21 protein-coding genes and 1 pseudogene are annotated in these 25957 nt (G+C 49.0%); 20 read left to right on the plus strand and 2 right to left on the minus strand.

Annotation, left to right across the window (positions count from 1 at the left end):
* The first annotated feature begins 167 nt into the window (after window positions 1–167).
* The 18 genes and pseudogenes from gltB to DW965_RS04890 all read left to right on the plus strand — a co-directional run bounded on the left by gltB (window position 168) and on the right by DW965_RS04890 (window position 19916).
* Window positions 168–4680, plus strand: a pseudogene (gene gltB, locus DW965_RS04815) (glutamate synthase large subunit).
* A 14-nt stretch (window positions 4681–4694) separates the two neighbouring features.
* On the plus strand, window positions 4695–6179 hold the full coding sequence (locus DW965_RS04820) for a glutamate synthase subunit beta (RefSeq protein ID WP_022462356.1): 1485 nt from the start codon (window positions 4695–4697) through the stop codon (window positions 6177–6179).
* 139 nt (window positions 6180–6318) lie between these two features.
* Entirely contained in the window at window positions 6319–7650 is a 1332-nt protein-coding gene (gene glnA / locus DW965_RS04825; protein WP_117761554.1) for a type I glutamate--ammonia ligase, read from the plus strand.
* Window positions 7651–7673: 23 nt separating this feature from the next.
* Window positions 7674–8222, plus strand: coding sequence for an ANTAR domain-containing response regulator (locus DW965_RS04830; protein WP_022462354.1), 549 nt, complete (start codon window positions 7674–7676; stop codon window positions 8220–8222).
* 27 nt (window positions 8223–8249) lie between these two features.
* Window positions 8250–9464 carry an LL-diaminopimelate aminotransferase gene (locus tag DW965_RS04835; protein WP_118700408.1) on the plus strand — a complete coding sequence of 405 codons (1215 nt, stop codon included), beginning with the start codon at window positions 8250–8252 and terminating at the stop codon, window positions 9462–9464.
* 166 nt (window positions 9465–9630) lie between these two features.
* Window positions 9631–9780, plus strand: coding sequence for a hypothetical protein (locus DW965_RS19070; RefSeq protein WP_158555021.1), 150 nt, complete (start codon window positions 9631–9633; stop codon window positions 9778–9780).
* 194 nt (window positions 9781–9974) lie between these two features.
* A complete protein-coding gene (gene aspS / locus DW965_RS04840; protein ID WP_119198098.1) occupies window positions 9975–11303 on the plus strand; it encodes an aspartate--tRNA(Asn) ligase in 1329 nt (442 codons plus the stop codon).
* A 39-nt stretch (window positions 11304–11342) separates the two neighbouring features.
* On the plus strand, window positions 11343–11636 hold the full coding sequence (gene gatC, locus DW965_RS04845; RefSeq protein WP_055228254.1) for an Asp-tRNA(Asn)/Glu-tRNA(Gln) amidotransferase subunit GatC: 294 nt from the start codon (window positions 11343–11345) through the stop codon (window positions 11634–11636).
* Between the two features lie 15 nt (window positions 11637–11651).
* Entirely contained in the window at window positions 11652–13112 is a 1461-nt protein-coding gene (gene gatA, locus DW965_RS04850; protein WP_119198099.1) for an Asp-tRNA(Asn)/Glu-tRNA(Gln) amidotransferase subunit GatA, read from the plus strand.
* Between the two features lie 15 nt (window positions 13113–13127).
* A complete protein-coding gene (gatB, locus tag DW965_RS04855) occupies window positions 13128–14564 on the plus strand; it encodes an Asp-tRNA(Asn)/Glu-tRNA(Gln) amidotransferase subunit GatB (protein WP_119198100.1) in 1437 nt (478 codons plus the stop codon).
* Between the two features lie 163 nt (window positions 14565–14727).
* A complete protein-coding gene (locus DW965_RS04860; RefSeq protein ID WP_055228257.1) occupies window positions 14728–14940 on the plus strand; it encodes a DUF378 domain-containing protein in 213 nt (70 codons plus the stop codon).
* Between the two features lie 114 nt (window positions 14941–15054).
* A complete protein-coding gene (locus DW965_RS19075; protein WP_158565004.1) occupies window positions 15055–15204 on the plus strand; it encodes a hypothetical protein in 150 nt (49 codons plus the stop codon).
* Between the two features lie 174 nt (window positions 15205–15378).
* Window positions 15379–15801 (plus strand): IS200/IS605 family transposase, encoded by a 423-nt coding sequence (gene tnpA / locus DW965_RS04865; protein WP_119198129.1) that lies wholly within the window; start codon window positions 15379–15381, stop codon window positions 15799–15801.
* On the plus strand, window positions 15801–16898 hold the full coding sequence (gene tnpB, locus DW965_RS04870) for an IS200/IS605 family element RNA-guided endonuclease TnpB (protein ID WP_119198101.1): 1098 nt from the start codon (window positions 15801–15803) through the stop codon (window positions 16896–16898). Before tnpA ends, tnpB begins: the two co-directional genes overlap by 1 nt.
* 695 nt (window positions 16899–17593) lie before the next feature.
* On the plus strand, window positions 17594–17842 hold the full coding sequence (locus DW965_RS19750) for a hypothetical protein (RefSeq protein WP_243036425.1): 249 nt from the start codon (window positions 17594–17596) through the stop codon (window positions 17840–17842).
* The gene (locus tag DW965_RS04880) at window positions 17800–18399 is read left to right on the plus strand and encodes a transporter substrate-binding domain-containing protein (protein WP_243036426.1); all 600 of its coding nucleotides are present in this window, start codon (window positions 17800–17802) and stop codon (window positions 18397–18399) included. The genes DW965_RS19750 and DW965_RS04880 overlap by 43 nt, the downstream gene beginning before the upstream one ends.
* Window positions 18400–18493: 94 nt before the next feature.
* Window positions 18494–19183, plus strand: a complete 690-nt coding sequence (locus DW965_RS04885; protein WP_055217777.1) for an amino acid ABC transporter permease — start codon at window positions 18494–18496, stop codon at window positions 19181–19183.
* Entirely contained in the window at window positions 19173–19916 is a 744-nt protein-coding gene (locus tag DW965_RS04890) for an amino acid ABC transporter ATP-binding protein (protein WP_055217779.1), read from the plus strand. The genes DW965_RS04885 and DW965_RS04890 overlap by 11 nt, the downstream gene beginning before the upstream one ends.
* A 79-nt stretch (window positions 19917–19995) precedes the next feature.
* On the opposite strand, the gene DW965_RS04895 is transcribed toward DW965_RS04890, so the two are convergent.
* Window positions 19996–21783: an aminopeptidase P family protein gene (locus tag DW965_RS04895; RefSeq protein WP_117812853.1), complete on the minus strand. Its 1788-nt coding sequence runs from the start codon at window positions 21781–21783 to the stop codon at window positions 19996–19998.
* A 289-nt stretch (window positions 21784–22072) separates the two neighbouring features.
* Between DW965_RS04895 and DW965_RS04900 the strand changes: the two genes are divergently transcribed.
* Entirely contained in the window at window positions 22073–22747 is a 675-nt protein-coding gene (locus tag DW965_RS04900) for a glycosyl hydrolase 2 galactose-binding domain-containing protein (RefSeq protein WP_119198102.1), read from the plus strand.
* Between the two features lie 23 nt (window positions 22748–22770).
* A complete protein-coding gene (locus tag DW965_RS04905; RefSeq protein ID WP_119198103.1) occupies window positions 22771–24801 on the plus strand; it encodes a beta-mannosidase in 2031 nt (676 codons plus the stop codon).
* Between the two features lie 54 nt (window positions 24802–24855).
* On the opposite strand, the gene DW965_RS04910 is transcribed toward DW965_RS04905, so the two are convergent.
* Window positions 24856–25737 (minus strand): AraC family transcriptional regulator, encoded by an 882-nt coding sequence (locus DW965_RS04910; RefSeq protein WP_055266011.1) that lies wholly within the window; start codon window positions 25735–25737, stop codon window positions 24856–24858.
* Window positions 25738–25957 lie beyond the last annotated feature (220 nt).

Below are 25957 nucleotides of genomic sequence, written 5' to 3' on the forward strand. Positions count from 1 at the left end.
AATTTGCTCTTTACAGGATGAAAAAAATAGAGTATAGTAAGAGCAATCCAAAAAGAACGGCGGGGAATGAAATGTTCCCTCCATTCTTTTCTGGAAAACAAAAGAGAACCGAAAATAAGAAAAGGTAAAGGAAGGGAAGCCGTATGACACAGAGTAAAGAGCGTGTCATGGGAGAAGAAGGGCTGTACCGTTCTTCCTTTGAACACGACAACTGCGGTATCGGAGCCGTCGTGAATATCAAAGGTGAAAAATCCCATGCGACCGTAGAAAACGCATTAAAAATCGTAGAAAATCTTGAACATAGAGCCGGCAAAGACGCCGAGGGTAAAACAGGAGACGGAGTAGGAATCTTGTTGCAGATATCGCACAAATTCTTTTCCAAAGCCTGTTCGACCCTCGGTTTTTCATTAGGCGGAGAACGGGAATACGGCGTCGGCGTATTCTTCTTCCCACAAAATGAGCTGAAACGGAACCAGGCAAAAAAGATGTTTGAGATCATCGTGGAAAAAGAGGGACTGGAACTCCTTGGATGGAGAACCGTGCCGACCATTCCGGAAGTTCTCGGCCATAAGGCAAGAGAGTGTATGCCTTACATCATGCAGGCATTCATCAAAAAACCGGAGGATGTGGAAAAGGGAATCGCTTTCGACCGTCGTCTGTACGTCGTACGCCGTGTTTTCGAACAGAGCAACGACAACACCTACGTGCCATCTCTTTCCAGCCGTACCATCGTATACAAAGGTATGTTCCTCGTAGGACAGCTCCGCACCTTCTTCCGCGATCTGCAGGATGTCGATTATGAATCTGCAATCGCCATGGTGCATTCCCGGTTCAGCACGAACACGAACCCAAGCTGGGAGAGAGCCCATCCGAACCGTTTCATCGTACACAACGGCGAGATCAACACCATCCGCGGAAACGCCGACAAGATGCTGGCCCGTGAGGAGACGATGTCCTCCCCGATGCTGCAGGATGAACTGCACAAGGTTCTGCCGGTTGTCAACACCCAGGGTTCTGACTCTGCAATGCTCGACAACACACTCGAGTTCCTGACCATGAGCGGTATGGATCTTCCGCTGGCTGTCATGATCACGATCCCGGAGCCGTGGGCAAACAACGATACGATTTCCCAGGAGAAACGTGATTTCTATCAGTATTATGCAACGATGATGGAGCCGTGGGACGGACCGGCATCGATCCTGTTCTCCGACGGAGATGTGATGGGAGCAGTGCTCGACCGCAACGGTCTTCGTCCTTCCCGTTACTACATCACTAACGATGGATTTCTGATCCTCTCCTCTGAGGTCGGTGTTCTGGAAGTTCCGGAAGAAAAAATCGTCTTAAAAGAGCGTCTCCATCCGGGCAAGATGCTTCTCGTCAACACCGTACAGGGAAAAGTCTTAAACGATGAGGAAGTCAAAGAATATTACGCAAAGAAACAGCCGTACGGCGAATGGCTCGACAGTTATCTGGTACAGTTAAAGGATATCAAAATCCCGAATCTGCCGGTCGAAGAGTACACGAAAGAAGAGCGGATGCGCCTGCAGAAAGCGTTCGGCTACACCTACGAGGAGTACCGTTCCTCCATCGGAAAGATGGCATTAAACGGTGTCGAGGCAACCGCTTCGATGGGTATCGATACCCCGCTTGCCGTTCTCTCCCATGAGCATCAGCCGCTGTTCAACTATTTCAAACAGCTCTTTGCACAGGTAACGAACCCGCCGATCGACTGCATCCGTGAGGAGATCGTAACTTCCACAAGCGTTTACGTCGGACGTGACGGAAACCTGCTTGAGGAGGAGCCGAAGAACTGCCAGGTATTAAAGATCAACAATCCGATCCTGACCAATACCGATATGCTGAAGATCAAGAACATGAAAGTCGAAGGCTTCAAGGCAGTGACCGTTCCGATCACCTACTACAAGAGCGCACCGCTTGACCGTGCGATGGACCGCCTTTTCGTCGAGGTTGACCGTGCACACCGGGCAGGAGCCAACATCCTGATTCTCTCTGACCGCGGTGTCGATGAGAACCATGTGGCGATTCCATCCCTCCTGGCTGTATCTGCGGTTCATCAGCATCTGGTAAAAACGAAAAAGAGAACTTCTCTTGCGATTATTCTGGAGTCCGGCGAGCCGCGCGAGGTGCACCATTTCGCAACACTGCTCGGCTACGGTGCCTGCGCAATCAACCCGTATCTGGCACTCGACACGATCCATGAGCTGATCGAAGAGGGCATGATTAAGAAAGATTACTATGCAGCCGTTGAAGATTACAACCATGCTGTCATTTCCGGCATCGTAAAAATCGCGGCGAAGATGGGTATCTCGACGATTCAGTCGTATCAGGGTTCCCAGATCTTCGAAGCTATCGGTATCTCTGAGGATGTAATCGACAAATACTTCACTGGTACGGTCAGCCGTGTCGGCGGTATTACACTGGAAGACATTGCAAAAGACGTTGATGAGCGTCATTCTCAGGCATTTGATCCGCTGGAACTGACGACGGATCTGACGCTGGACAGTCTCGGACGTCATAAAGCAAGAAGTCAGGGTGAGGAGCACCGCTACAATCCCCGTACCATCCATACCCTGCAGGAGTCTACAAGACGCGGTGACTACAGGATGTTCAAAGAGTACACTGCCATGGTTGACAGCGAGGAGAGCGGTTATCTGCGAAGTCTGATGGACTTCGATTACCCGGAACAGGGCGTTCCGCTCGAAGAGGTTGAGAGTGTAGATTCCATTGTAAAGCGGTTCAAAACCGGTGCGATGTCCTACGGTTCCATTTCCCAGGAGGCACATGAGACACTGGCGGTTGCCATGAACCGTCTGCACGGAAAATCCAACACCGGTGAGGGCGGCGAGAGTGATGACCGCCTGGAGTCTCCGGAGAGATGTTCCGCAATCAAACAGGTAGCATCTGGCCGGTTCGGTGTTACCAGCAAATATCTGGTCAGCGCAAAAGAGATTCAGATCAAGATGGCGCAGGGTGCAAAACCGGGCGAGGGCGGCCACTTACCGGCCGGAAAGGTTTACCCGTGGATTGCGAAAACACGTCACTCCACACCGGGTGTATCCCTGATTTCCCCGCCGCCGCATCACGACATCTATTCCATCGAGGACCTTGCACAGCTGATTTATGATCTGAAAAACTCGAATGTGAATGCAAGAATCTCTGTCAAACTCGTATCGGAGGCCGGCGTTGGTACCGTTGCAGCTGGTGTTGCAAAAGCCGGAGCACAGGTCATCCTAATTTCCGGGTACGATGGAGGAACCGGAGCAGCACCGAGAAGCTCGATCCATAATGCCGGACTTCCGTGGGAATTAGGCCTTGCCGAGACCCATCAGACGCTGATTAAGAACGGCCTCCGCAACCGTGTCATGATTGAGACGGACGGAAAGCTGATGAGCGGCCGCGACGTTGTGATCGCAGCACTTCTTGGCGCCGAGGAATTTGGTTTTGCGACGGCGCCGCTTGTAACCATGGGATGTGTCATGATGCGTGTCTGCAACCTGGATACCTGCCCGATGGGTATCGCAACGCAGAACCCGGAGCTGCGCAAACGTTTCCGCGGCAAACCGGAGTACGTCATCAACTTCATGCGCTTCATCGCAGAGAGATGCGGGAATACATGGCAAAACTTGGCTTCCGCACCGTTGACGAGATGGTCGGCCGTTCCGACCTCTTAAAGAGAAATGATAAAGTGACGAACGAGCACGCAGACCGCGTAGACTTAAGCCAGATCCTGAACAATCCGTTTGCAAAAGCAGGCGAGAAGGTAACGTTCGATCCGAAAGATGTTTACGACTTCAAACTTGGCGCAACCCTGGATGAGAAGGTACTCTTAAAGAAATTCGGTCCGGCAATGGATAAGAAAGAGAAGAAGAACGTCAAAGTCGAGATCACCAACACCGATCGTACCGTGGGAACGATTCTTGGTGCCGAGATCACCAGAAAATTCGGCACCTCTCTGGAGCCGGATACGTACACCGTACAGTGCAAGGGTGCCGGCGGACAGAGCTTCGGAGCATTTATTCCAAAAGGACTGACCCTGGAACTTGAGGGCGATTCGAACGATTACTTCGGAAAAGGCCTCTCCGGCGGAAAACTGGTTGTCTACCCGCCGAAAGCAAGAAAGTATAAACCGGAAGAAAACATCATCGTCGGAAACGTTGCCCTCTACGGCGCAACGAGCGGTGAGGCGTACATCAACGGTATCGCAGGAGAGCGTTTCTGTGTCAGAAACTCCGGTGCTTACGCCGTTGTCGAGGGTGTCGGTGAGCATGGATGCGAGTATATGACCGGCGGCCGTGTCGTTGTCCTCGGCGCAACCGGAAAGAACTTTGCAGCCGGCATGAGCGGCGGTATCGCTTATGTCCTGGATGAAAAGAGCAACCTGTACCGCAATTTGAACAAGGAAATGATTTCGATTGAACTGGTAGAAAGCAAATACGATATTGCAGAGCTGAAAAACATGATTGAAAAACACGTTGCACACACCGGCTCTGAAAAAGGTAAAGAAATTCTCACACACTTTGACGAATATCTGCCGAAATTCAAGAAGATCATTCCGAATGACTATAAGCGCATGATGATGCTGAGTGCCAGATGGAAGACAAGGGCCTTAGCAGCGAACAGGCACAGATTGAAGCATTTTACGAAAGCATGCGTAAGTAGGAGGAAGAAGAATTATGGGTAAGCCAACTGGATTTATGGAATATCAGCGCAAGACGGGAAACACCGTTGCCCCGCTTGAGCGTATCAAAAACTTTAAGGAATTTCATCTGCAGCTCCCGAAAAAGGAGCAGCAGATGCAGGCTGCCCGCTGTATGGCATGCGGTGTACCGTTCTGCCAGGCGGGAACCATGATTGCGGGAATGGCCTCCGGCTGTCCGCTGCAGAACCTCGTTCCGGAGTGGAATGACCTTGTGTATCTTGGAAACTATGAGCAGGCATACCGCCGCCTCACCAAGACAAACTGTTTTCCGGAATTTACCTCCCGTGTCTGCCCGGCACTCTGCGAAGCAGCCTGTACATGCAACGTAAACGGAGACCCGGTCTGCACGAAGGAAAATGAACGCGCGATCATCGAAAACGCATGGGCAACCGGCCTGATTACGCCGCAGCCGCCGAAAGTGCGCACCGGAAAACGCGTTGCCGTTGTAGGAAGCGGTCCTTCCGGCCTTGCAGCAGCGATGCAGCTCAACCGCCGCGGCCATTCTGTTACGGTCTTTGAACGCCGCGACCGCGTGGGCGGACTTTTACGCTACGGTATTCCGAACATGAAACTTGATAAGAGCGTCATCGACCGCCGTGTGGATCTGATGAAGGCCGAGGGCATCGAGTTTGTGACGAATGCTGATATCGGAAAAGATGTAAAAGCTGACAAACTCTTAAAAGAATTTGACCGTGTCCTGCTCTGCTGCGGTGCGGCAAATCCAAGAGATATCAAGGCAGAGGGAAGAGATGCAAAGGGCATCTACTTTGCTGTCGATTTCCTGACTTCCGTAACGAAGAGTCTTCTGGATTCCAATTTTGAGGATCATGCCTACATCGATGCCAAGGGCAAACACGTTGTTGTCATCGGAGGCGGCGACACCGGTAATGACTGTGTCGGAACTTCCATCCGTCTCGGTGCCAAATCTGTGACACAGCTTGAGATGATGCCGAAAGCACCGGATCAGCGTGCCGAGAACAATCCGTGGCCGGAGTGGCCGAAGATCTGCAAGACGGATTACGGCCAGGAAGAGGCAATCGCCGTATTCGGCCATGATCCGCGGATTTACCAGACAACCGTAACGGAATTTATCAAAAACAAAAAGGGTGAAGTCTGCCAGATCAAGACCGTAAAACTGACACCGAAAAAAGATGAGAAATCCGGCCGCATGATGATGGTTCCGGTTGAGGGAACAGAAGAGATTCTCCCGGCAGATCTCGTTCTTATTGCAGCAGGCTTTTTAGGATCCCAGAAATATGTGACCGATGCATTTAAAGTGGAAGTCAACCAGCGCACCAACGTGAAGACAGATGACGGAAAATACCAGACAACAAAAGAAAATGTCTTCACCGCAGGCGATATGCACCGCGGCCAGTCCCTGGTCGTATGGGCGATCCGCGAGGGACGCGAGGCAGCAAAGGCAGTCGATGAATCCCTGATGGGATACACGAATCTCTAAGTTTTTCTTGACAAAACACGCGAAAAACTGCTATAATATGCCCAAAACAAGGGTGTTTTTACGCAAGGTGTCTTTCTGCCCTGCCGCGTGAAAGCACCCTTTTCGTTTAGAATCGTCTTTGATAAAGGAGAGAATCGATATGGCAAAGTATACGAAGGAAGCGATCCTTCAGATGGCGGAGGAAGAAGATGTTGAATTTATCCGCCTGCAGTTTACCGATATGTTTGGAATGATGAAAAATATGGCCATCACCGCCGGACAGCTGGAAAAAGCCCTGAATAATCAGTGCGTTTTCGATGGCTCTTCGTTCGAAGGATTTGTCACCATCGAGGAAGCAGACATGTTTCTGCACCCGGATCTCGACACCTTTGCAATACTTCCGTGGCGTCCGCAGCAAGGAAAGGTTGCAAGATTGATCTGTGATGTGTATGATAGAGAGGGGAATCTTTATGCAAAGAGTTCCCGAACCATCCTTCAGAAGGTAATTTCCGAAGCGAAAGCGATGGGCTATGAGTTTGAAATCTCACCGGAGTGTGAATTTTTCCTGTTCCACACCGATGAGGACGGCGGAGCAACGAGTGTAACGCACGACAAAGGCGGTTATCTGGATCTTGGACCGCTGGACCTGGGAGAAAACGCGCGGCGCGATATGGTGCTGACTCTCGAAGAAATGGGAATCGACGTTGAGTCTTCCTTCCACGAGGTAGCGGCAGGCCAGCACGAACTGGATTTCTGTCCGGCTGCAGCACTTCGGACGGCAGATCAGCTGATGACTGCCAAATTTGCTATCCGTACGATTGCAAAACGTCATGGTCTTCACGCAACCTTTATGCCAAAACCAAAAACCGGAGTTCACGGATCGGGTCTTCATCTTTCCTTCTCTCTGTTTCAGGAGGGAAAAGATGTGTTTGCCGACAAATCCGATGAATACGGGCTCAGCAAAGAGGCATATTACTTTATGGGCGGACTGATGAAACACATCAGCGGAATCGCAGCGATTACCAATCCGCTTGTAAACTCCTACAAACGTCTGACACCGGGATACGGTGCACCGATCTACGTGGCATGGTCTGCAAAGAACAGAAGCCCGCTGATCCGCATTCCGCTGACGGGAGACGGTATCATGGCCATTGAGCTTCGATGCCCGGATTCGGCAGCCAATCCGTACCTGGCACTTGCTGTCTGCATGGCAGCAGGACTTGACGGTATCAAACAGAAAATCGTTCCGCCGTCCCCGGTGGACCGCAATATTTCCGATCTGACAGAAGAAGAACGAAACGCGATGCAGATCACCCTTCTCCCGGGAAGCCTTGGAGAAGCGGTCGCAGAGTTAAAGAAAGACGATTTTCTGTGTCAGGTACTCGGCCAGGAATTTGTGGATGGATATATCAATGCCAAAGAAGAAGAGTGGCATGAGTATCTCCGCCAGGTATCCGACTGGGAGACCGAGAAATATCTGTACCGTATTTAGACGACGAAGGGGCCTGAAAATGCATGAGCAGCATAGTGATAGTACTTCCCAAAATAGAAGATGGAAAGCGCATCCGGGATATTCTGGCAAAAAGAGGATATGAAATCGATGCTGTCTGTTCGACAGCGGCAGCGGCGCTCGGAGAGATGAACAACTTAAACGGCGGTATCGTCATCTGCGGCTACAAGCTTCCGGATATGTTTTTTACGGATCTGAATGAGTGTATGCCGTCCGGCTTCCAGATGCTTCTGATTGCATCGAGCCGCGCATTAAGTGCGGTGGAGGGAACCGGAATCATGGCGGTTACGATGCCGCTTTCCGTGTACGAGCTGGTCAATACACTGGAGATGATGCTGCAGAGTGCGGCACGGCGCAGAAAGAAAGAGCGGGCAAAGCCAAAGGTGCGCAGCGCCGAGGAACAGCACATCATCGATCGTGCAAAAAGCCTTCTGATCGAACGAAATCACATGACCGAGTCGGAGGCCCATCGCTACATGCAGAAATGCAGCATGGACAGCGGCACCAATCTGGTTGAAACGGCACAGATGGTGCTGACGCTTTTGACAGAGTAAGAAAAAGTGAAAAGGAGCGACATAATAATGTTCAAAATCAATGACAATTATCTGAAATTGCCGGGAAGCTATCTGTTTTCCACCATTGCAAAAAAAGTTGCAGCTTACACCGAGGCAAATCCGGACGCGAAAATCATCCGTCTTGGAATCGGCGACGTAACCCAGCCGATCGCACCGGCGATCATTGAAAAGCTGCACGGAGCAGTGGATGAGATGGGACACGCAGAGACCTTCCACGGATATGCACCAGATCTTGGATATGCTTTCCTTCGCGATACCATCGCAAAAAATGATTATCGGGACAGAGGATGCGATATCTCATCTGATGAAATTTTTGTATCGGACGGCGCAAAATGCGACTGCAGCAACATTCAGGAGATCTTCAGCCTGGACAACAAGATCGCTGTATGCGACCCGGTTTATCCGGTTTATGTAGACTCCAACGTAATGGCAGGCCGTGCCGGTGACTACGACGCAGCAACCGAGCGTTTCACGAATGTGATTTACATGCCGTGTACTGCAGAAAACAACTTCACCCCGGATCTCCCGAAAGAAACCCCGGATCTGATTTATCTGTGCTTCCCGAACAACCCGACCGGCGCTATGGTTTCCAAAGCCGAGCTGCAGAAATGGGTTGATTATGCAAATAAAGTAGGAGCCATCATCCTGTATGATGCTGCATACGAGGCATATATCTCAGAAAAAGACATTCCGCATTCCATCTATGAGTGCGAGGGTGCAAGAACATGTGCCATCGAAATGCGCAGCTTCTCCAAGAACGCAGGCTTTACCGGTATGCGTCTTGGATTCACCGTTATCCCGAAAGACATCAAATCCGGCGATGTGACTCTGCACAGCCTGTGGGCACGCCGTCACGGAACGAAATACAACGGAGCTCCGTACATCATCCAGAGAGCCGGCGAGGCTGTTTACTCTCCGGAAGGAAAAGCACAGTTAAAAGAGCAGGTTGCTTACTACATGAAGAACGCAAAAGTCATCTACGACGGATTAAAGGGCGCAGGCTACACCGTATCCGGCGGCGTCAACGCTCCGTATATTTGGCTGAAAACACCGGAAAATATGACTTCCTGGGAGTTCTTTGATCACCTGCTTGCAGACGCAAACGTAGTCGGAACACCAGGATCAGGCTTCGGCCCGAGCGGAGAAGGCTACTTCCGTCTGACTGCATTCGGTACGTATGAGAATACAGTAGAGGCAGTGGAGAGAATCAAAAAACTGTAAATTGTGTGCGAAATACCAATAAAACGGAATTTCTGCGCAATTTTATAAACACGCGAAAAAATAATTTTGTATAGATAAAATTCATGAAAAATGCATTAGAATTTATATAAAATCCGTAAAAAATAGGTGTTTACAAATGCAAAACTGCTGTGCTATAATGCACAGTATGAAAAAGGCAGTGAAGGAAACTCCGTATGCGGAATCTGACAGGAAGCCGATGTCACCGACTGAGAGCATCAGCATGGAGGAAACATACAATGGGGAACATTCCGGAGCCGGTCTGCTGAACATGAGATCCGAACAGGAAATCAAGTAGGCAGATCCGTGATACGCGTTAAGTATAAATGAGTGGGCGTTTTCCCCCGGAAAACCGGAGAGAAAAACGCAATGCGGGTGGTACCGCGGGAACATAAAATATCCCGTCCCGGAACAGTAGTTAAAAAACTGTTCCGGGACTTTTTTATTTGAAAAAGCAATCCGGGACAGGCGAGAAAGAGAGGAGAACAAGACATGGAATTTATGACAGGCGTAAAGAAAAAAGAAGACATCTCCGTAAAAACTCTGCTGGAGATACCGGAAGGCACAGAAGTAAAACTCGAAGGAGCCGTACACATCATCCGTGACATGGGCGAGGTTGCCTTTGTCATCTTAAGAAAGAGCGAGGGACTCGTTCAGTGTGTGTACGAAGAAGGAAGTGTTGACTTCCCGCTGAAAGATCTGAAAGAGGAATCGGCAGTTGCCGTAACCGGAACGGTCAAAAAAGAGGACCGCGCACCGGGCGGCGTCGAAGTCAGGCTGCAGACCATCACCGTTCTTTCCGAGCCGACCGAGCCAATGCCGCTCGCAGTCAACAAATGGAAAATGAACACCTCCCTTGAAGCAATGCTGAACATGCGGCCGATCGCTCTTCGAAACGTCAGAGAGCGTGCAAAATTCCGCATCCAGGAAGGCGTGGTACGGGCGTTCCGTGATTTCCTTCATTCCCAGGGATTCACCGAAATTCATACACCGAAGATCGGCGCGAAAGGCGCTGAAGGCGGCGCAAACATCTTCAAGCTGGAATATTTCCACCGCCCGGCTGTCCTGGCACAGAGCCCGCAGTTCTACAAACAGATGCTTGTCGGCGTGTTTGACCGTGTCTTTGAAGTCGGACCGGTTTTCCGTGCAGAGAAACACAACACGAAACGTCATCTGAACGAATATACCAGCCTTGACTTTGAGATGGGCTACATCGAGGATTACGCCGACATCATGGCAATGGAAACCGGATTTTTACAGTACATGGTGGAGCTTCTTAAAAAGGATTACGCAAAAGAGCTGGAGATCCTGAAAGTTATGCTTCCAAAGACAGAAGAAATCCCAACTGTACCGTTCACGAAAGCGAAAGAGCTGGTAGCCGAGAAATACAACCGAAAGATCCGCAACCCGTTCGACCTTGAGCCAGAGGAGGAGCTTCTGATCGGCCAGTATTTCAAAGAGGAGTACGATGCAGACTTCGTATTCGTCACCGAATATCCGTCGAAAAAGAGACCGTTCTATGCGATGGACGACCCGGAGGATAAGAGATACACAAAGAGCTTCGACCTGCTGTTCCACGGTCTGGAGATTACAACCGGAGGCCAGCGTATCCACGATTACAAGATGCTCTCTGAAAAGATCGCAGCCCGCGGCATGACAGAAGAGGGCATGGAGCAGTATTTAAGTGCTTTCAAACACGGTATGCCGCCGCACGGAGGTCTTGGCATCGGTCTGGAGCGTCTGACCATGAAGCTGATCGGTGAGGACAACGTCCGCGAGACAACGCTGTTCCCGCGTGATCTTACAAGACTGGAGCCGTAAGCGGATCCTGCTGGAAAATGAAAAAGGAGAATGAGTGAAATGGCAAATGTGATTTCAGATGAAACGATGGAATATGTCGGCATCCTGGCAAAGCTGGAATTAAAGGATGAGGAAAAAGAATCCGCACGGCAGGATATGCAGAAGATGCTGGATTATGTAGATAAATTAAACGAGCTCGACACCAGCAAGGTCGAGCCGATGACCCACATTTTCGAGATGGGAAATGTATTCCGCGAGGATGAAGTAACCAATGGCGACGACCGCGATGCAATGCTTACCAATGCACCGGAAGTCAAAGAGGGCCAGTACAAGGTTCCGAAAACGGTAGAATAGCAGGAGGAGATTGATATGGAAATCAAAGATATGACAGCAGTACAGCTTTCTGCCGCAATCAAAGAAGGAAAGATCACTGTGGCGGACGCTGTAGAAGCGTCTCTTGCGGCAGTCAAAGCATCGGAAGAATCAATTCACGCATTCCTTCTTGTGGATGAAAAGGGTGCAAGAGCACGCGCGGCAGAAGTGCAGAAGAAAATTGACGCAGGAGAGCTCACCGGTCCGCTGGCCGGCGTTCCGATTGCGGTCAAGGACAACATCTGTACGAAAGGTCTTGCGACGACGTGTGCGTCAAAGATCCTGCAGAACTTTGTTCCGACGTACGATGCAGAGGTTATCACACGGCTCGAAGAGGCGGGAGCCGTTATCATCGGAAAGACAAACATGGATGAGTTTGCGATGGGAAGTACGACAGAGACTTCCGCGTACGGCGTGACGAAAAATCCATGGAACACCGAACACGTTCCAGGCGGTTCCTCCGGCGGTTCCTGCGCAGCCGTTGCAGCAGGAGAAGTACCGATGGCACTTGGCTCCGATACCGGCGGATCGATCCGTCAGCCGAGTTCCTTCTGCGGCGTAACCGGCATGAAACCGACGTACGGCACCGTTTCCCGTTACGGACTGATCGCTTATGGTTCCTCCCTTGACCAGATCGGACCGGTCGCAAAGGATGTGACAGACTGTGCAGCACTGCTGCAGACGGTCGCTTCGTATGATGCAAAAGATGCGACATCGATGAAACGCGACGATTACGATTTCATGAGCGCTTTAAAAGAAGATGTCTCCGATCTGAAAATCGGTATTCCGAACAGCTGCTTCGGCGAAGGCCTGGATCCGCAGGTGAAGGAATCCATTTTAAAAGCTGCCGATGTCCTGAAGGCACGCGGAGCAGAAGTAGAGTATTTCGATCTCGACCTCATTGATTATGCCATTCCGGCTTACTACGTTATTGCATCCGCTGAGGCAAGCTCCAACCTGGAACGCTTCGACGGCGTGAAATACGGCTTCCGTGCCAAAGAGTACGAAGGACTCCACGATATGTATAAGAAGAGCCGTTCCGAGGGCTTCGGTTCGGAGGTGAAACGACGGATTATGCTGGGAAGCTTCGTCTTAAGCTCCGGTTACTACGATGCGTATTATCTGAAAGCACTGCGCACGAAAGCCCTGATTAAACAGGAATTTGACCGCGCATTTGAAAAATACGATATGATTTTAAGCCCGGCAGCACCATCGACCGCACCGCGTCTCGGGGAATCGCTTTCCGATCCGCTGCAGATGTATCTGGGCGATATTTACACAGTATCCGTCAACCTCGCCGGCCTTCCGGGCATCACCGTTCCGTGCGGTATGGATGATAAGGGGCTTCCGATCGGCATGCAGCTTATCGGAGACTGTTTCTCAGAGAAAAAACTGTTCCGTGCAGCGTACACCTATGAGCAGGCACGCGGTGCATTCGGGCAGCCGAAAGAATGGTAAGGAGGAAGCAAAACAATGTCAAAACAGTATGAAACCGTCATCGGACTTGAAGTACATGTGGAGCTTGCGACGCGAACAAAAATTTTCTGCGGCTGCTCTACCGCATTCGGCGGTGCGCCGAACACCCACACCTGCCCGGTCTGCACCGGTATGCCGGGATCCCTTCCGGTATTAAATAAGAAGGTTGTCGATTACGCCCTGCGCGTCGGACTGGCTGCAAACTGCAAAATCAACCAGCTCTGCAAATTCGACCGGAAGAACTATTTCTACCCGGACAACCCGCAGAACTATCAGATTTCCCAGCTGTATCTGCCGATCTGCCACGATGGATATGTCGAGATTGACACCGCAGCGGGAAAGAAGAAAATCGGCATTCATGAGATCCACATGGAGGAGGATGCCGGAAAGCTGATCCACGATGAGTGGGAGGACTGCTCGCTAGTCGACTACAACCGAAGCGGCGTTCCGCTGATCGAGATTGTATCCGAGCCGGATATGCGCTCTGCGGAAGAGGTTATCGCTTATCTGGAAAAACTGCGTATGATGATTCAGTATCTCGGCGCATCCGACTGCAAACTGCAGGAGGGCTCGATGCGTGCCGATGTCAACCTTTCGGTCCGTGAGGTTGGAAGTGAGAAATTCGGAACACGTACCGAGATGAAGAACCTGAACTCCTTTAAGGCCATCGGAAGAGCGATCGAGGGAGAGCGTGCAAGACAGATCGAGCTGATCGAGGAAGGAAAAGCCGTTGTCCAGGAGACCCGCCGCTGGGACGACAACAAAGAGTATTCCTACGCGATGCGTTCGAAAGAGGATGCGAAGGATTACCGCTACTTCCCGGACCCGGATCTGCCGCCGGTGCACATTTCCGACGAGTGGATCGACCGCATTGTGAAATCCATGCCGGAATTCCAGCCGGAAAAACAGGCACGCTACGTGGAGCAGTACGGACTGCCGCAGTACGATGCGGGCATTCTGACCGGTTCCAAGAAGCTGTCCGATCTCTTTGAGGAGACGACGGCGCTCTGCGGCAAACCGAAAAAAGTGGCAAACTGGCTGATGGGCGAGACCTTACGTCTCTTAAAGGAGAACGGCCAGGAGCCGGAGGATCTGCAGTTTTCACCGAAGCATCTGGCATCCCTGATCGAACTGGCAGAAGCCGGATCGGTCAACAACCAGGTGGCAAAAGAGGTATTTGAGCAGATCTTTGCAGAGGATGTCGATCCGGAAGCATACGTCGAGAAGCACGGACTGAAAACCGTAAACGACACCGGCCTTCTGGAAGAAACCACGAGAAAAGTTCTGGAAAACAACCCTGGCCCGGTAGAGCAGTACAAATCCGGAAAGACAAAAGTCCTCGGATTTCTGGTCGGCCAGGTCATGAAAGAAATGAAAGGCAAAGCCAACCCGGCAGCAGCAGGAGAGCTGCTGCAGAAGCTGCTGTCTGAATAAAGAAAACAAAATTGCACGAATGGAGGCCTGGAAATGGTCTCCATTTTTCTGCCCGAAAAATCAAAGAAAATGCATAATCTGTCTCCTTTTGGGAAATTCTTTATAAAGAAACCGGAAGAGATAAAAAGACGATACAAAATCCGGAAAAAGGAGGTTTCTTTACATGAAAGGACTGGATTACACCGCACTCACCGTTGCAATCATCGGAGCCGTCAACTGGGGCTTGATCGGATTCTTCCGTCTCGACCTCGTCGCCCTGATCTTCGGAAACATGACGTGGCTGAGCCGCATCATCTACGCGGTTGTCGGCATCTGCGGCCTCTACCTGATCTCCGTCTACGGAAGAATTTCCGACCACGTACTGGGACAGGCGTAAGAACAGGAACCCTCTCATATACGCAGAGAAAGGCGGTATGAGAGGGTTTTCTTTTGCTGTTTTAGGAAGGACAAAACAAATATTGCGGCCCTCTGTATGGTTTTGAGCAGGGATATGGATCAGAAAAAGAAAAAATACCGGATACTTCTGATGCAGCTTTCCTGTGCCGTTCTTCTGGCGAGTGATGCCGCAGCGTGGGCATTCCGCGGAAGTCCGGGGAGTCTGGAAAGAGGTATTGTGTATGTGAGTAACTATCTGGTTTGAATGTGATAGATCTTGCTGAATGGATTGCCCTTGCAGCAATTTTTATCCAATGCGTCGTAAAACCCCTTGCTTCAGCTATGGGGATATAAGACGCGTCCATCGAATTTACGCAAGTAATTGAAGATGGACAAAATAACAATTGTGTTAATTGATAAAATATTGTATCATACAAACATGAACACAACCTATAAATCAAACAATAATGTCGTCTATTCCTGTAAATACCATGTAGTATGGTGTCCCAAATATAGACGAAAAGTATTAACGAACGGTGTAGATGTCCGGCTGAAGGAGCTGCTCACAGAGTATGCTGCAAATCTTTCTGTAGACATTCTGGAAATGGAGATCATGCCAGACCATGTTCATATGCTGCTGGAAGTAGATCCTCAGTTTGGTATTCACAAAGCCGTAAAATCTTTCAAAGGCTATACGTCCAGAATTTTAAGACAGGAATTTCCCTATCTCAGAACGAAAATGCCGACGCTCTGGACAAACAGCTATTTTGTATCTACCGTTGGCGGTGCCCCGCTGGAAGCAGTAAAACAGTATATCGAAAACCAGAAAACATCGCAGAGACAAAAGGATAAGATGGGCTAATGCAAAAAGGGATCAAATTCAGGATCTACCCGAACAGAGAACAGAAAAACTTCATCCACCAGACGCTGGGATGCTGCCGGCTGATCTACAACCGGGGACTTGCCATGCGCAAGGAAAGCTATGAAGAAGGGAAGAAGATTGGATATACCCAGACTTCCGCCATGCTGACCGAACTGAAAAGACAGGAGGAGTTTGCTTTTTTGAAAGCAGCAGATTCCATTGCCTTACAGCAGTCTCTGCGGGATCTCGACCGGAGCTTTGTGAATTTCTTTCAAAAACGTGCTTCCTATCCAACCTTCAAGAGCAAACATAACCGGTTCCAGTCATACAGAACGGTCAATCAAAAAGATAATATCCGTATTGTGGGAAGATATATCAAACTTCCGAAACTTGGATTTGTCAAAATACGCCAGTCGATGGAAGTGGGAAAAATTAATCACGTAACCGTTGAGTACACACCGGCCGGAAAATATTTTGCAGTCTTAAATGTTGATTTCGAACCGGAACCACGCCCAAATGCTGGAGGAACGATTGGAATTGATGTCGGAATCAAAGCATTCTATTCTGACAGCAATGGAAATACGGTATCAAATCCCAGATATCTGGAACGCTCCATGCGAAAACTCATAAGAGAACAGCGCAGACTTTCCCGGAAGCAGAAAGATTCCCATAACCGCGGGAAGCAGCGGCTCAGGGTAGCCAGAGTGCATGAGAAAATAGCCAATCAGCGGAATGATTTCCTGCAGAAACAGTCAACGATGCTGGTGCGCGAAAACCAAACCATCTGTATCGAGGATCTGAACGTGAAGGGAATGATCCGGAATCATAAACTGGCAAAATCCATAGCAAGTGTTTCCTGGGCAAAGTTTTTCGAAATGCTGGAATATAAAGCCAGCTGGTATGGAAATGAACTTCACAGAGTACCAACGATGTATCCGAGCAGTCAGACCTGCAGCTCTTGCGGCTACAGAAATCCACGGATAAAAAATCTGAGCATTCGTATCTGGGAGTGCCCGAAATGCCATGCAGTTCATGACCGGGATACGAATGCAGGCATTAATATTCTGAAAAAAGCACTGCAGATGCAGTCTGCATAAAGATGAAAAGCTGTACCGCAGGGCATACGGGAACAGGATAAACATAGCTTGTGGACACTGTGTAAGACATTGCAGTACCGTAAGGTATTCGTCAATGCAGTAGTGGAAGAAACAAGAATCCCCCTGCTTTAGCTGTGGGGAGTGTCAAAGCAAACCTCTTAAATAATGCAGTCTCTTTACAAATGAAGCTAGAAAACTGGTATTGGAGGCCTGGGATAAAACTCATAATGCCAGGGAAATTGCAAAATATTTTTCAGTAAATGAAAGCACCGTATACCGCCTTATAGAAGAGCGTGCACGCACTGGCAGTTATGAGACCAGAACGCAGCTGAGAGGCCGGAAAACAATTCTTACAGAAAAACAGCACCACGATATTCTGGAACTTGTACAAGAACAACCAGATATCACAATGAAGGAATTTGCGAGAAACATCAAAACGGAAGCAGAGTTTCCGAACTCGCAGAGGAATATGCTTTATCGGAAAAGAGCATTCAGCGGATCCTGCGCTGCACAGCAGCAGACGGAAAAAATACGGACTGAATACAAAAACGGAAAGACAGCCATGGAAGAACCCCCGGGCTGTCTTTTGCATTTCTGTTGCTTTTTTTTCGTTTTTCCTTGCATTTCAGAAAGATGCTGTTATAATAAGGGAAAGTGAATAAATATACATCACATGAGGAGAGAAGGAGATTATTATGAAAATGAATTTTGCAAAAAAAGCAACAGCACTTGCAATGTCCGTTTTGTTTGCTGTTTCGATGGCAGGCTGCGGAAGTTCTGCATCTACCGCAAAGAAAGTAGAAGTAACATCCGTAGAGGATCTGGCAGATCTGAAGATTGGTGTACAGACCGGAACAACAGGTGATTCTCAGGCGAGCGATGCGTTAATGCAGATTCTCAGATGCAGCGTTACAACAAAGGCGCCGATGCTATTCAGGCACTGAAAAACGGAAAGATTGACTGTGTGGTCATCGATTCCCTGCCGGCAGAAAAATTCGTTGCAGCAAACGATGATCTGAAAATTGTAGAAGGCATTTTTGATACCGAAGAGTACGCGATGTGCTTCAAAAAAGGAAATGAGTTAAGAGACGAGTTCAACACTGCATTGGCAGAGCTAAAAGAGGACGGAACTCTTGATGAGATCATGAGCAACTACATTGGTGATGAAGTCGGACAGCATCCGTATGAATCCCCGGCAGACGCAGACCACTCCAAGGGAACGCTTACCATGGCAACCAACGCAGAGTTCGAGCCGTGGGAGTACAAAGAGGGAAATGATATCGTTGGTATCGATGCCGACATTTCCAAGGCAATCTGCGACAAGCTTGGTTATGAGCTGAAAATCGAGGATATGTCATTTGAAACCATCCTTGCATCTGTCAACAGTGGAAAAGCAGACTTCGGCGCAGCCGGAATGACCGTTACTCCGGAGCGTGAGGAGAGTGTTGATTTCACCGATACTTACGCAAATGCAACGCAGGTTGTTATTGTAAGAAAGTAATCTAATAAGAGGAAAAAGAGCGGCTGTCCGCCAGGCAAAATGGTGCAGCCGCTCTTTTTGCAGGAAATGAAACCACAAAGGAGAGATGTATTCTATGGAAAATTTACAGCATCAGTTTAACCGCTACTTTGTAGACAACGGTGCTACAGAGTGGTGGCTGACCGGTCTGAAGACGACGCTGCTTGTCACGGTAATTGCACTGTGCATCGGTGTTGTGCTCGGACTTCTTATCGCACTGATCCGTTCGACACACGAGCAGACCGGTAAATTAAAACTTCTGAACATTGTGGCACGCGTCTATCTGACGATTATCCGCGGAACGCCGTCCATGATTCAGATTCTGTTTTTCTATTCCGTTATTTTTGCAACCGTAAACCTGAACAATATCGTGATCGGCGGAATTGCATTCGGTATTAACTCCGGTGCGTACGTTGCCGAGATCTTCCGTTCCGGAATCATGTCTGTGGATAAAGGACAGACGGAAGCGGGACGAAGCCTTGGTTTAAATTCGGCACAGACCATGCGTCTGATTATCATTCCGCAGGCGTTTAAAAATGTTCTTCCGGCGCTGATCAACGAGATGATCGTGCTGTTGAAAGAGACCGCCATCATCGGCTATATTGGAACCATCGATATTACAAAAGCAGCAACCCTGGTACAGAGCCGTACGTACGATGCGCTGGTTCCGCTTCTCTCCGCAGCGATCTTTTATCTGATTCTTGTTATGATTCTGACCTATTTCATGGGCAAACTGGAAAGGAGACTGCGTAAGAGTGACCACTAACGAAAAAGTATTAATTAAAGTTGAAAATCTGCAGAAGAGCTTCGAGGATAATAAAGTTTTAGACGGAATCAGCACAGAGATCCGTCAGGGAGAAGTTGTCGCCGTTATCGGTCCTTCCGGTTCCGGAAAATCGACGTTTCTGCGCTCCTTAAACCGTCTGGAAATTCCAACCGGCGGAAAAATTTACTTCGAGGGCGTTGACATCACGGCGCCGGAAACTGACATTGACCATGTGCGTCAGAAGATCGGAATGGTATTCCAGCAGTTCAATCTGTTTCCGCACAAAACCGTTAAGGAAAATATCTTGCTCGCTCCGGTGACATTAAAACTAATGACACCGGAAGAAGCAGAGAAAAAAGCGATGGAGCTTCTGACCCGTGTCGGACTGCCGGACAAAGCAGATGCCTATCCGGGAAGCCTTTCCGGCGGACAGAAGCAGCGAATCGCCATCGCGCGCGCCCTTGCGATGAATCCGGATGTCATGCTGTTTGACGAACCGACTTCTGCACTCGATCCGGAGATGGTAGGAGAGGTTCTGGAAATTATGAAAGAGCTTGCCGAATCGGGCATGACCATGGTCGTTGTTACACACGAGATGGGTTTTGCCAGAGAGGTGGCAACCCGCGTCGTCTTTATCAACGAGGGAAATATTCAGGAGGAGAATACGCCGCAGGAATTCTTCGCAAATCCGCAGCACCCGCGCCTGAGAGAATTTTTATCGAAAGTATTATAAGGAAAAGAAATGAGAAAAACCGATGTTCTGTGAAAATAACACGCACAGAACATCGGTTTTTTGATGTTATAGAAAGAACTTATTTGGAAATCGGGCGGGTAGCTTCTTTCAGCCACTCTTTTTCGTCCCCTTCCAGATAAGGAGAAATCTTCTCATACACTTCTTTGTGGTAATTATTCAGCAGCTCGACATCTTTCTCCGTCATATACTGCGTATCGATACCGTCGAGGTCGATCGGAACCATGGTAACGAACTCAAAGCGCATGAACTGGCCATACATGTTCTTTTCTGCTTTGCGGCAGAGCATCAGGTTCTCGGTACGGATACCGTGGCTTCCTTCAATATAGATACCTGGTTCGTCGGAGGTCAGCATACCTTCCTCGAGAACGGCATTTTCCATGCGCTCCGGAACCATTTTCCAGCGGAAACCGTTTGGACGCTCATGGACATTTAAGAGATAGCCGACGCCGTGGCCGGTTCCGTGATTGAAGTCAAGACCTCTCTCCCAGAATGCCTGTCTTGCAAGGTAATCAAGGTTGATACCGATGCAGCCGTGGAGGAATTTTGCATTTCCAAGACGAAGGGTTCCCATCGCAGTGATGGTGAAATGTTCTTTTTCTTCCTCGGTCAGCGGTCCAACTACGATTGTTCTGGTAATATCGGTCGTTCCCTCATAATACTGTCCGCCGGAGTCCACCAGGTACATGCCTTTTGGCTGCAGAATAGAGAAATCGTCTTTCGTTGCCTGATAATGGCACATAGCAGCATTCGGGCCGTAAGCGGAAATCGTTCCGAAGCTTGGCTCAATAAAGCCTTCCTGCTCCTTCCGGAAGGATTCCAGTTTTTCAGCAACGGAAACCTCATTCATTGGGATCTTACCGATATTCTTCTTTAACCAGTATACGAAACGGGTAACGGCAACGCCGTCTTTGATGTGGGCTTTTCGGATGTTTTCCATCTCAATCGGTGTTTTGACTGCTTTTAAAGAAGAAGCCGGGTTCATGACATTGACAATCGTATTGCTGCCCATGACACTCTGGCAGATCGTGTAGTTGACTTTGGCTTTCTCCAGAAGAATGGTTTTTCCTGTGATGCCGGAAACAAAATCATAAACAGCATCGTATGGATGAAGGGAAATGTCAAGATCAGCAAGATACTGTTTTACTTTCTCATTTAAGGTTTCTTCCTGAATGAACAGATGACTCTCGGTTTCTGTCAGTACGAGATAGGAGAGGACAACCGGGTTGCATGGAATATCGTTTCCACGGATATTCAGCATCCAGGCGATATCATCCAGTGCAGTCAGAATATGCACTTCGGCACCGTTCTCTTTCATCTTTTCGCGTACTTTTGCAAGACGCTCCGCAGCGGATTCACCGGTATATTTTGCATCAAGGATCCACACGGGTTCTGCGGAAAGTGCCGGGCGGTCCGACCAGATCTCACCGATCAGGTCGCTTCGATAGGAAAGAAAACGCTCCGGAAGTGTTTTCTCCAGTGCTTCGCCGAGCATTTCATTGACAACGCGGCCGTCAAAACCAATGGTCATGCCCTCTTTTGTATTTGCCGCCAGGTATTCCTCTACCGTCGGAACGCCTTCCTGGCCCATTTTCATTAAGGTAACGCCGGTTCCGGCAAGTTCTTTGGCTGCTTGTACGAAGTAGCGGCCGTCGGTCCAGAGGCACGCTTCATCCTGGGTAATAACGGCGGTTCCGGCAGAACCGGTAAAGCCTGTGATATACGTTCTTGCTTTAAAGTAAGTTCCTACATATTCAGATTCATGGTAATCGGCGGTCGGAACCAGATAAGCGTCCACGCCGTAGGCTCTCATTTTTTCGCGGAGAGCAGCTAATCTTTCTGGTATCATAATTTTTTCCTCATCTTTCTTTTCGAAAAATAATGTCGACATTTTTAAATGGGATGCCAACATTTTTATTCTATCACATTTTCCAAATCTGTCAAAGTGATGATTGAGAATTTGTCTCACTGTTTTCCTGTTTTTGCGAAAATTTTTGTGCATTTGGAGATTTTTCCTATTTTTCAAGAGCTTTTTTGTACCATTTTCTGCACAAAAGAAGTAAGATAGGAAGAAAGAAAAAGCGTGGTGAAACTACGCGAAGAAGCAGAAACTATGTAAGAAAGGGGGACATACTGTAATGCATACAATATGTCTGAAAGACAACTGGACCTTAACGGTCCTTGGAAAAAATGTTTACGATATTCCGGAGACTCCAATTGAGACAAAGGTTCCGTCTACCGTTTACGGCACACTTCTGGAAAAAGGTCTGATCCCGGATCCGTTTTATCGTGACAATGAACTCGACGCACTGAAACTGATGGAGAACGATTTCGCATACGAGACAGAAATTGTAATCGGAGAGGAAGACAGAAAAGCGGACCGCCTGTTTTTACATTTTGACGGAATTGATACGATCGCGGATGTTTATCTGAACGGAGAGAAAATCGGCTCCGCAGACAACATGAACCGTGTCTGGGAGTACGATATTACCGATCTTGTTGCGGGTGATGCAGCCGATACCGTATATCAGGTAAAAGTGATTCTGCATTCCCCGACCAAATTCATTGCGGAAGAAGATACAAAATGCCCGGTTGGCGGATCCTCCGATGCAATGCCGGGATTCCCGCATATCCGTAAAGCAGCGTGCATGTACGGCTGGGACTGGGGCCCGCGTCTTCCAGATGCAGGACTGTTCCGTGAAGCTTCCGTTCTCGCAGTAAAAACAGCCCGTCTGGCGCAGGTATTTGTAGGCCAGGAGCATCACGTAACCGGAAAAACGGTTCACGGAACGTTGTTGATTCTGTTCGCCTGACGGCAGATGCTGAGATCGAGTGGATGCCGGGAGTTACCGACGGAAATGTAAAAATTGTCATGACGGTTACTTCTCCGGATGGAAAAACCGTTCTGACCGCAGAAAGCGGCAGCATCGATCCGCTGACCCATTCAGCACCGGCAAAGAATCTGACTGGTCTTACGTGTGAGCTTCGCAGCAACCATGTACAGGCTTCTCTTACCGTAGAAAATCCGGAGCTGTGGTGGCCGAACGGTTACGGCGCACAGGCACTGTATCAGGTAAAGGTAGCGCTTGTTGCAGAGGATACCCTGGATACCTGGGAGAAAAAAATGGGTCTTCGCACCATCACGGTCAATACCGATCCGATGGAAGATGAAGTTTATGATGAGCACATGACCGGACAGGCACCAGATTACGACGACGGCGACAACATGGTTATGACAAACGGTGAGAAGAAAGTAATTATCACCGATAAAGCAGCAAAGACGGTAAAAGGCCGCAACTTTGCATATGAAATCAACGGACTGCAGATTTTCGCGATGGGCGCGGATTACATTCCGGAGGATAATATTTTAACCCGCCAGACGAGAGAACGTACCGATCTGCTGTTAAAATCCGCACAGGAAGCAAACTTCAATTCCCTGCGTATATGGGGCGGCGGATACTTCCTCGATGACTTCTTCTATGATGTCTGCGATGAGAGAGGACTTCTGATCTGGCATGACTTCATGTTTGCCTGCGCTTCCTACGAGCTGTCAGATCACTTTGAGGAGAATATCTCTACAGAAATCCGTCAGAATGTACGCAGACTTCGTTCTCATGCAAGTATCGCTCTGTGGTGCGGAAACAATGAGATGGAGACACAGTATGAAATGCTGGCATGGCCGAAATCCAAGAAACAGTATTACGATTATATCCATCTGTATGAGTACATCATTCCGAAAATCGTCAAAGAAGAGGATCCGGAGAAATTCTACTGGCCGTCATCCCCGTCTTCAGGTGGAAATTACGAAAACAGCAATGCGGAAAATGTCGGCGATACCCATTACTGGGGCGTATGGCACGGAAGCGAGCCGTTTACCGCTTATCGTTCCCACCATTACCGTTTCCTGTCCGAGTTCGGATTCCAGTCCTTCCCGTCCCTGCAGACTGTAAAACGGTTTACGGAAGACGGCGACCGCAACATCTTCTCACGCGTCATGGAAATGCACCAGAGAAATACGGCTGCCAACGGAAAGATCCTGAACTATATCTCACAGACCTATCTGTATCCGAAGAATTTTGATGAGCTTCTTTACTGCTCACAGCTTCTTCAGGCAGATGCCATCCGTTACGGCGTAGAGCATTTCCGCCGCTTCCGCGGTACCTGCATGGGTGCTGTTGTATGGCAGCTGAACGATATCTGGCCGGTAGCATCCTGGGCAAGCGTAGATTACTACGGAAACTGGAAAGCACTGCAGTACGCAGAGAAGAAGATGTTTGCACCGGTTCTGCTTTCCTGCGAGGAGCATGGAGAGATTGACCAGAAACCGTTTGTCAACACCCTGCCGCATCCGATCGATGTCAGTGCAGATCTTCACGTTGCGAATGAGACGGGTGAGCCGATTGTTGGAACCGTAAAATGGTCTCTGCGCCGTCCGGATTCTTCCGTAGTCAAAGAGGGAACCTTCGAGGTCAACGCACCGGCCTACGGCGGACAGTGGATGCCGCATCTTGATTTCAACGGTCAGGATCCGCTGGAAGTTCATCTGACGTATGAGCTGGTTGTCGATGGAAACGTCGTATCTTCCGGATCGACGCTGTTCTGTGCACCGAAGCATTACCATTTCGCAGATCCGAAACTTTCTGTATCGGTAGACGGCGATACCGTAACTGTAACGGCAGAGAACTTCGCAAAATCTGTCAGCGTAGAGACCGAAAACGGTGTGCTTCGCCTGGACGATAACTTCGTTGATATGGAAGCAGGAACAAAGACCTTCCGTATTCTGCCGACCGCAGACTTTACCGCCAAGGGAACCGGCGTATCGGGCGCATACCGCGTACGAAGCGTATACGAGACAGCAGAACGATAAGGCATGGAAAAAGGGCACGCAAAATGAATGCGTGCCCTTTTCTGCAAAATAACGTTATTTATTTTTTTCTGCCTGGATTTTTCTGGCCTGTTTCGGTGTGATTCCTTTTATTTTTTTATAACACCGGATGAAATAGCTGCAGTCCGGATAGCCGACTTCTCTGGCAATAAAAGAAACATCGTGACTGGAAAAAAGCAGCATGTTTTCTGCCGCATTGATTCTGGTTGCCGTAATATATTCTTTGCAGGTCATATTGTAGCGGCGGTAAAAATTCATGGAAAATGTGGAGTGCGACATGTTGCACATGGCGGCAAGTTTCTCTACGGTCAGTTCTTCAAAATAATGGGAATCAATGTATTCGGAAATCAGGTCAAAACTGATTTCGTAGGAAGGATGCACGCCGGGAGACGGAAAAGAAGTCCCGCTTTTCTGCCAATTCCGTACAAAACGGCTGATGATTTTCCGAAGATCCGCTGTAAGAATCATGGAATAGCCAAGCTCTTTATCCCGGTATTCCTTAAGAATATCCGAAAAAAGAGGAAAAAGGTTCATTTTCCGTACCTGCTCCGGAGAAAAAATACAGGGGCAGCGGAACGTGTGGATGCCGTGCAGAATCGAACGCAGATCCAGCTCATCCGTCTTGCAGGTGGGCAGAAGATTGGGGTCAAATTTAATCACATCATACTGCACCGGAACAGACCCCTTTGCAAGCGCGATAGAATGAACGCATTTGGGCGGAAAAAGGATCACAGATCCTTCCGTTCCGATGGATGTCACATTATCAAGGGAAACCTCAATTTCTCCTTTCAGAACGTAGAGAAGTTCTACATAATAGTGCCAGTGAGCAGGAATCGGAAGGGAGTCCCGCGTGCTGTCAAAAAGAAAAGCCTCATAAGGAGAGGCGATGGGGTCGATATATTCATATAAGTTATTCATAGATGTCTCACTTTTCGTTCGTAGTGGATGTTCCATACTGACTGTGGATGGAAACAAATTTCTTTTAGTATATAGTGATTTTATATGATTTGCAAGAAGGAATGAAGAAAGGAAAGGTTACAAGATTATCATCATGCAAAAAACAACAAATGATATGACGCAGGGCAACAGCATGAAGCTGATTTTTCAGTTTTTCCTGCCGATTCTGATCGGAAATCTT

The organism is Blautia sp. AM47-4 (genome assembly GCF_003479865.1).
In the GTDB taxonomy this organism is placed as follows: Bacteria; Bacillota; Clostridia; order Lachnospirales; family Lachnospiraceae; genus Fusicatenibacter; species Fusicatenibacter saccharivorans.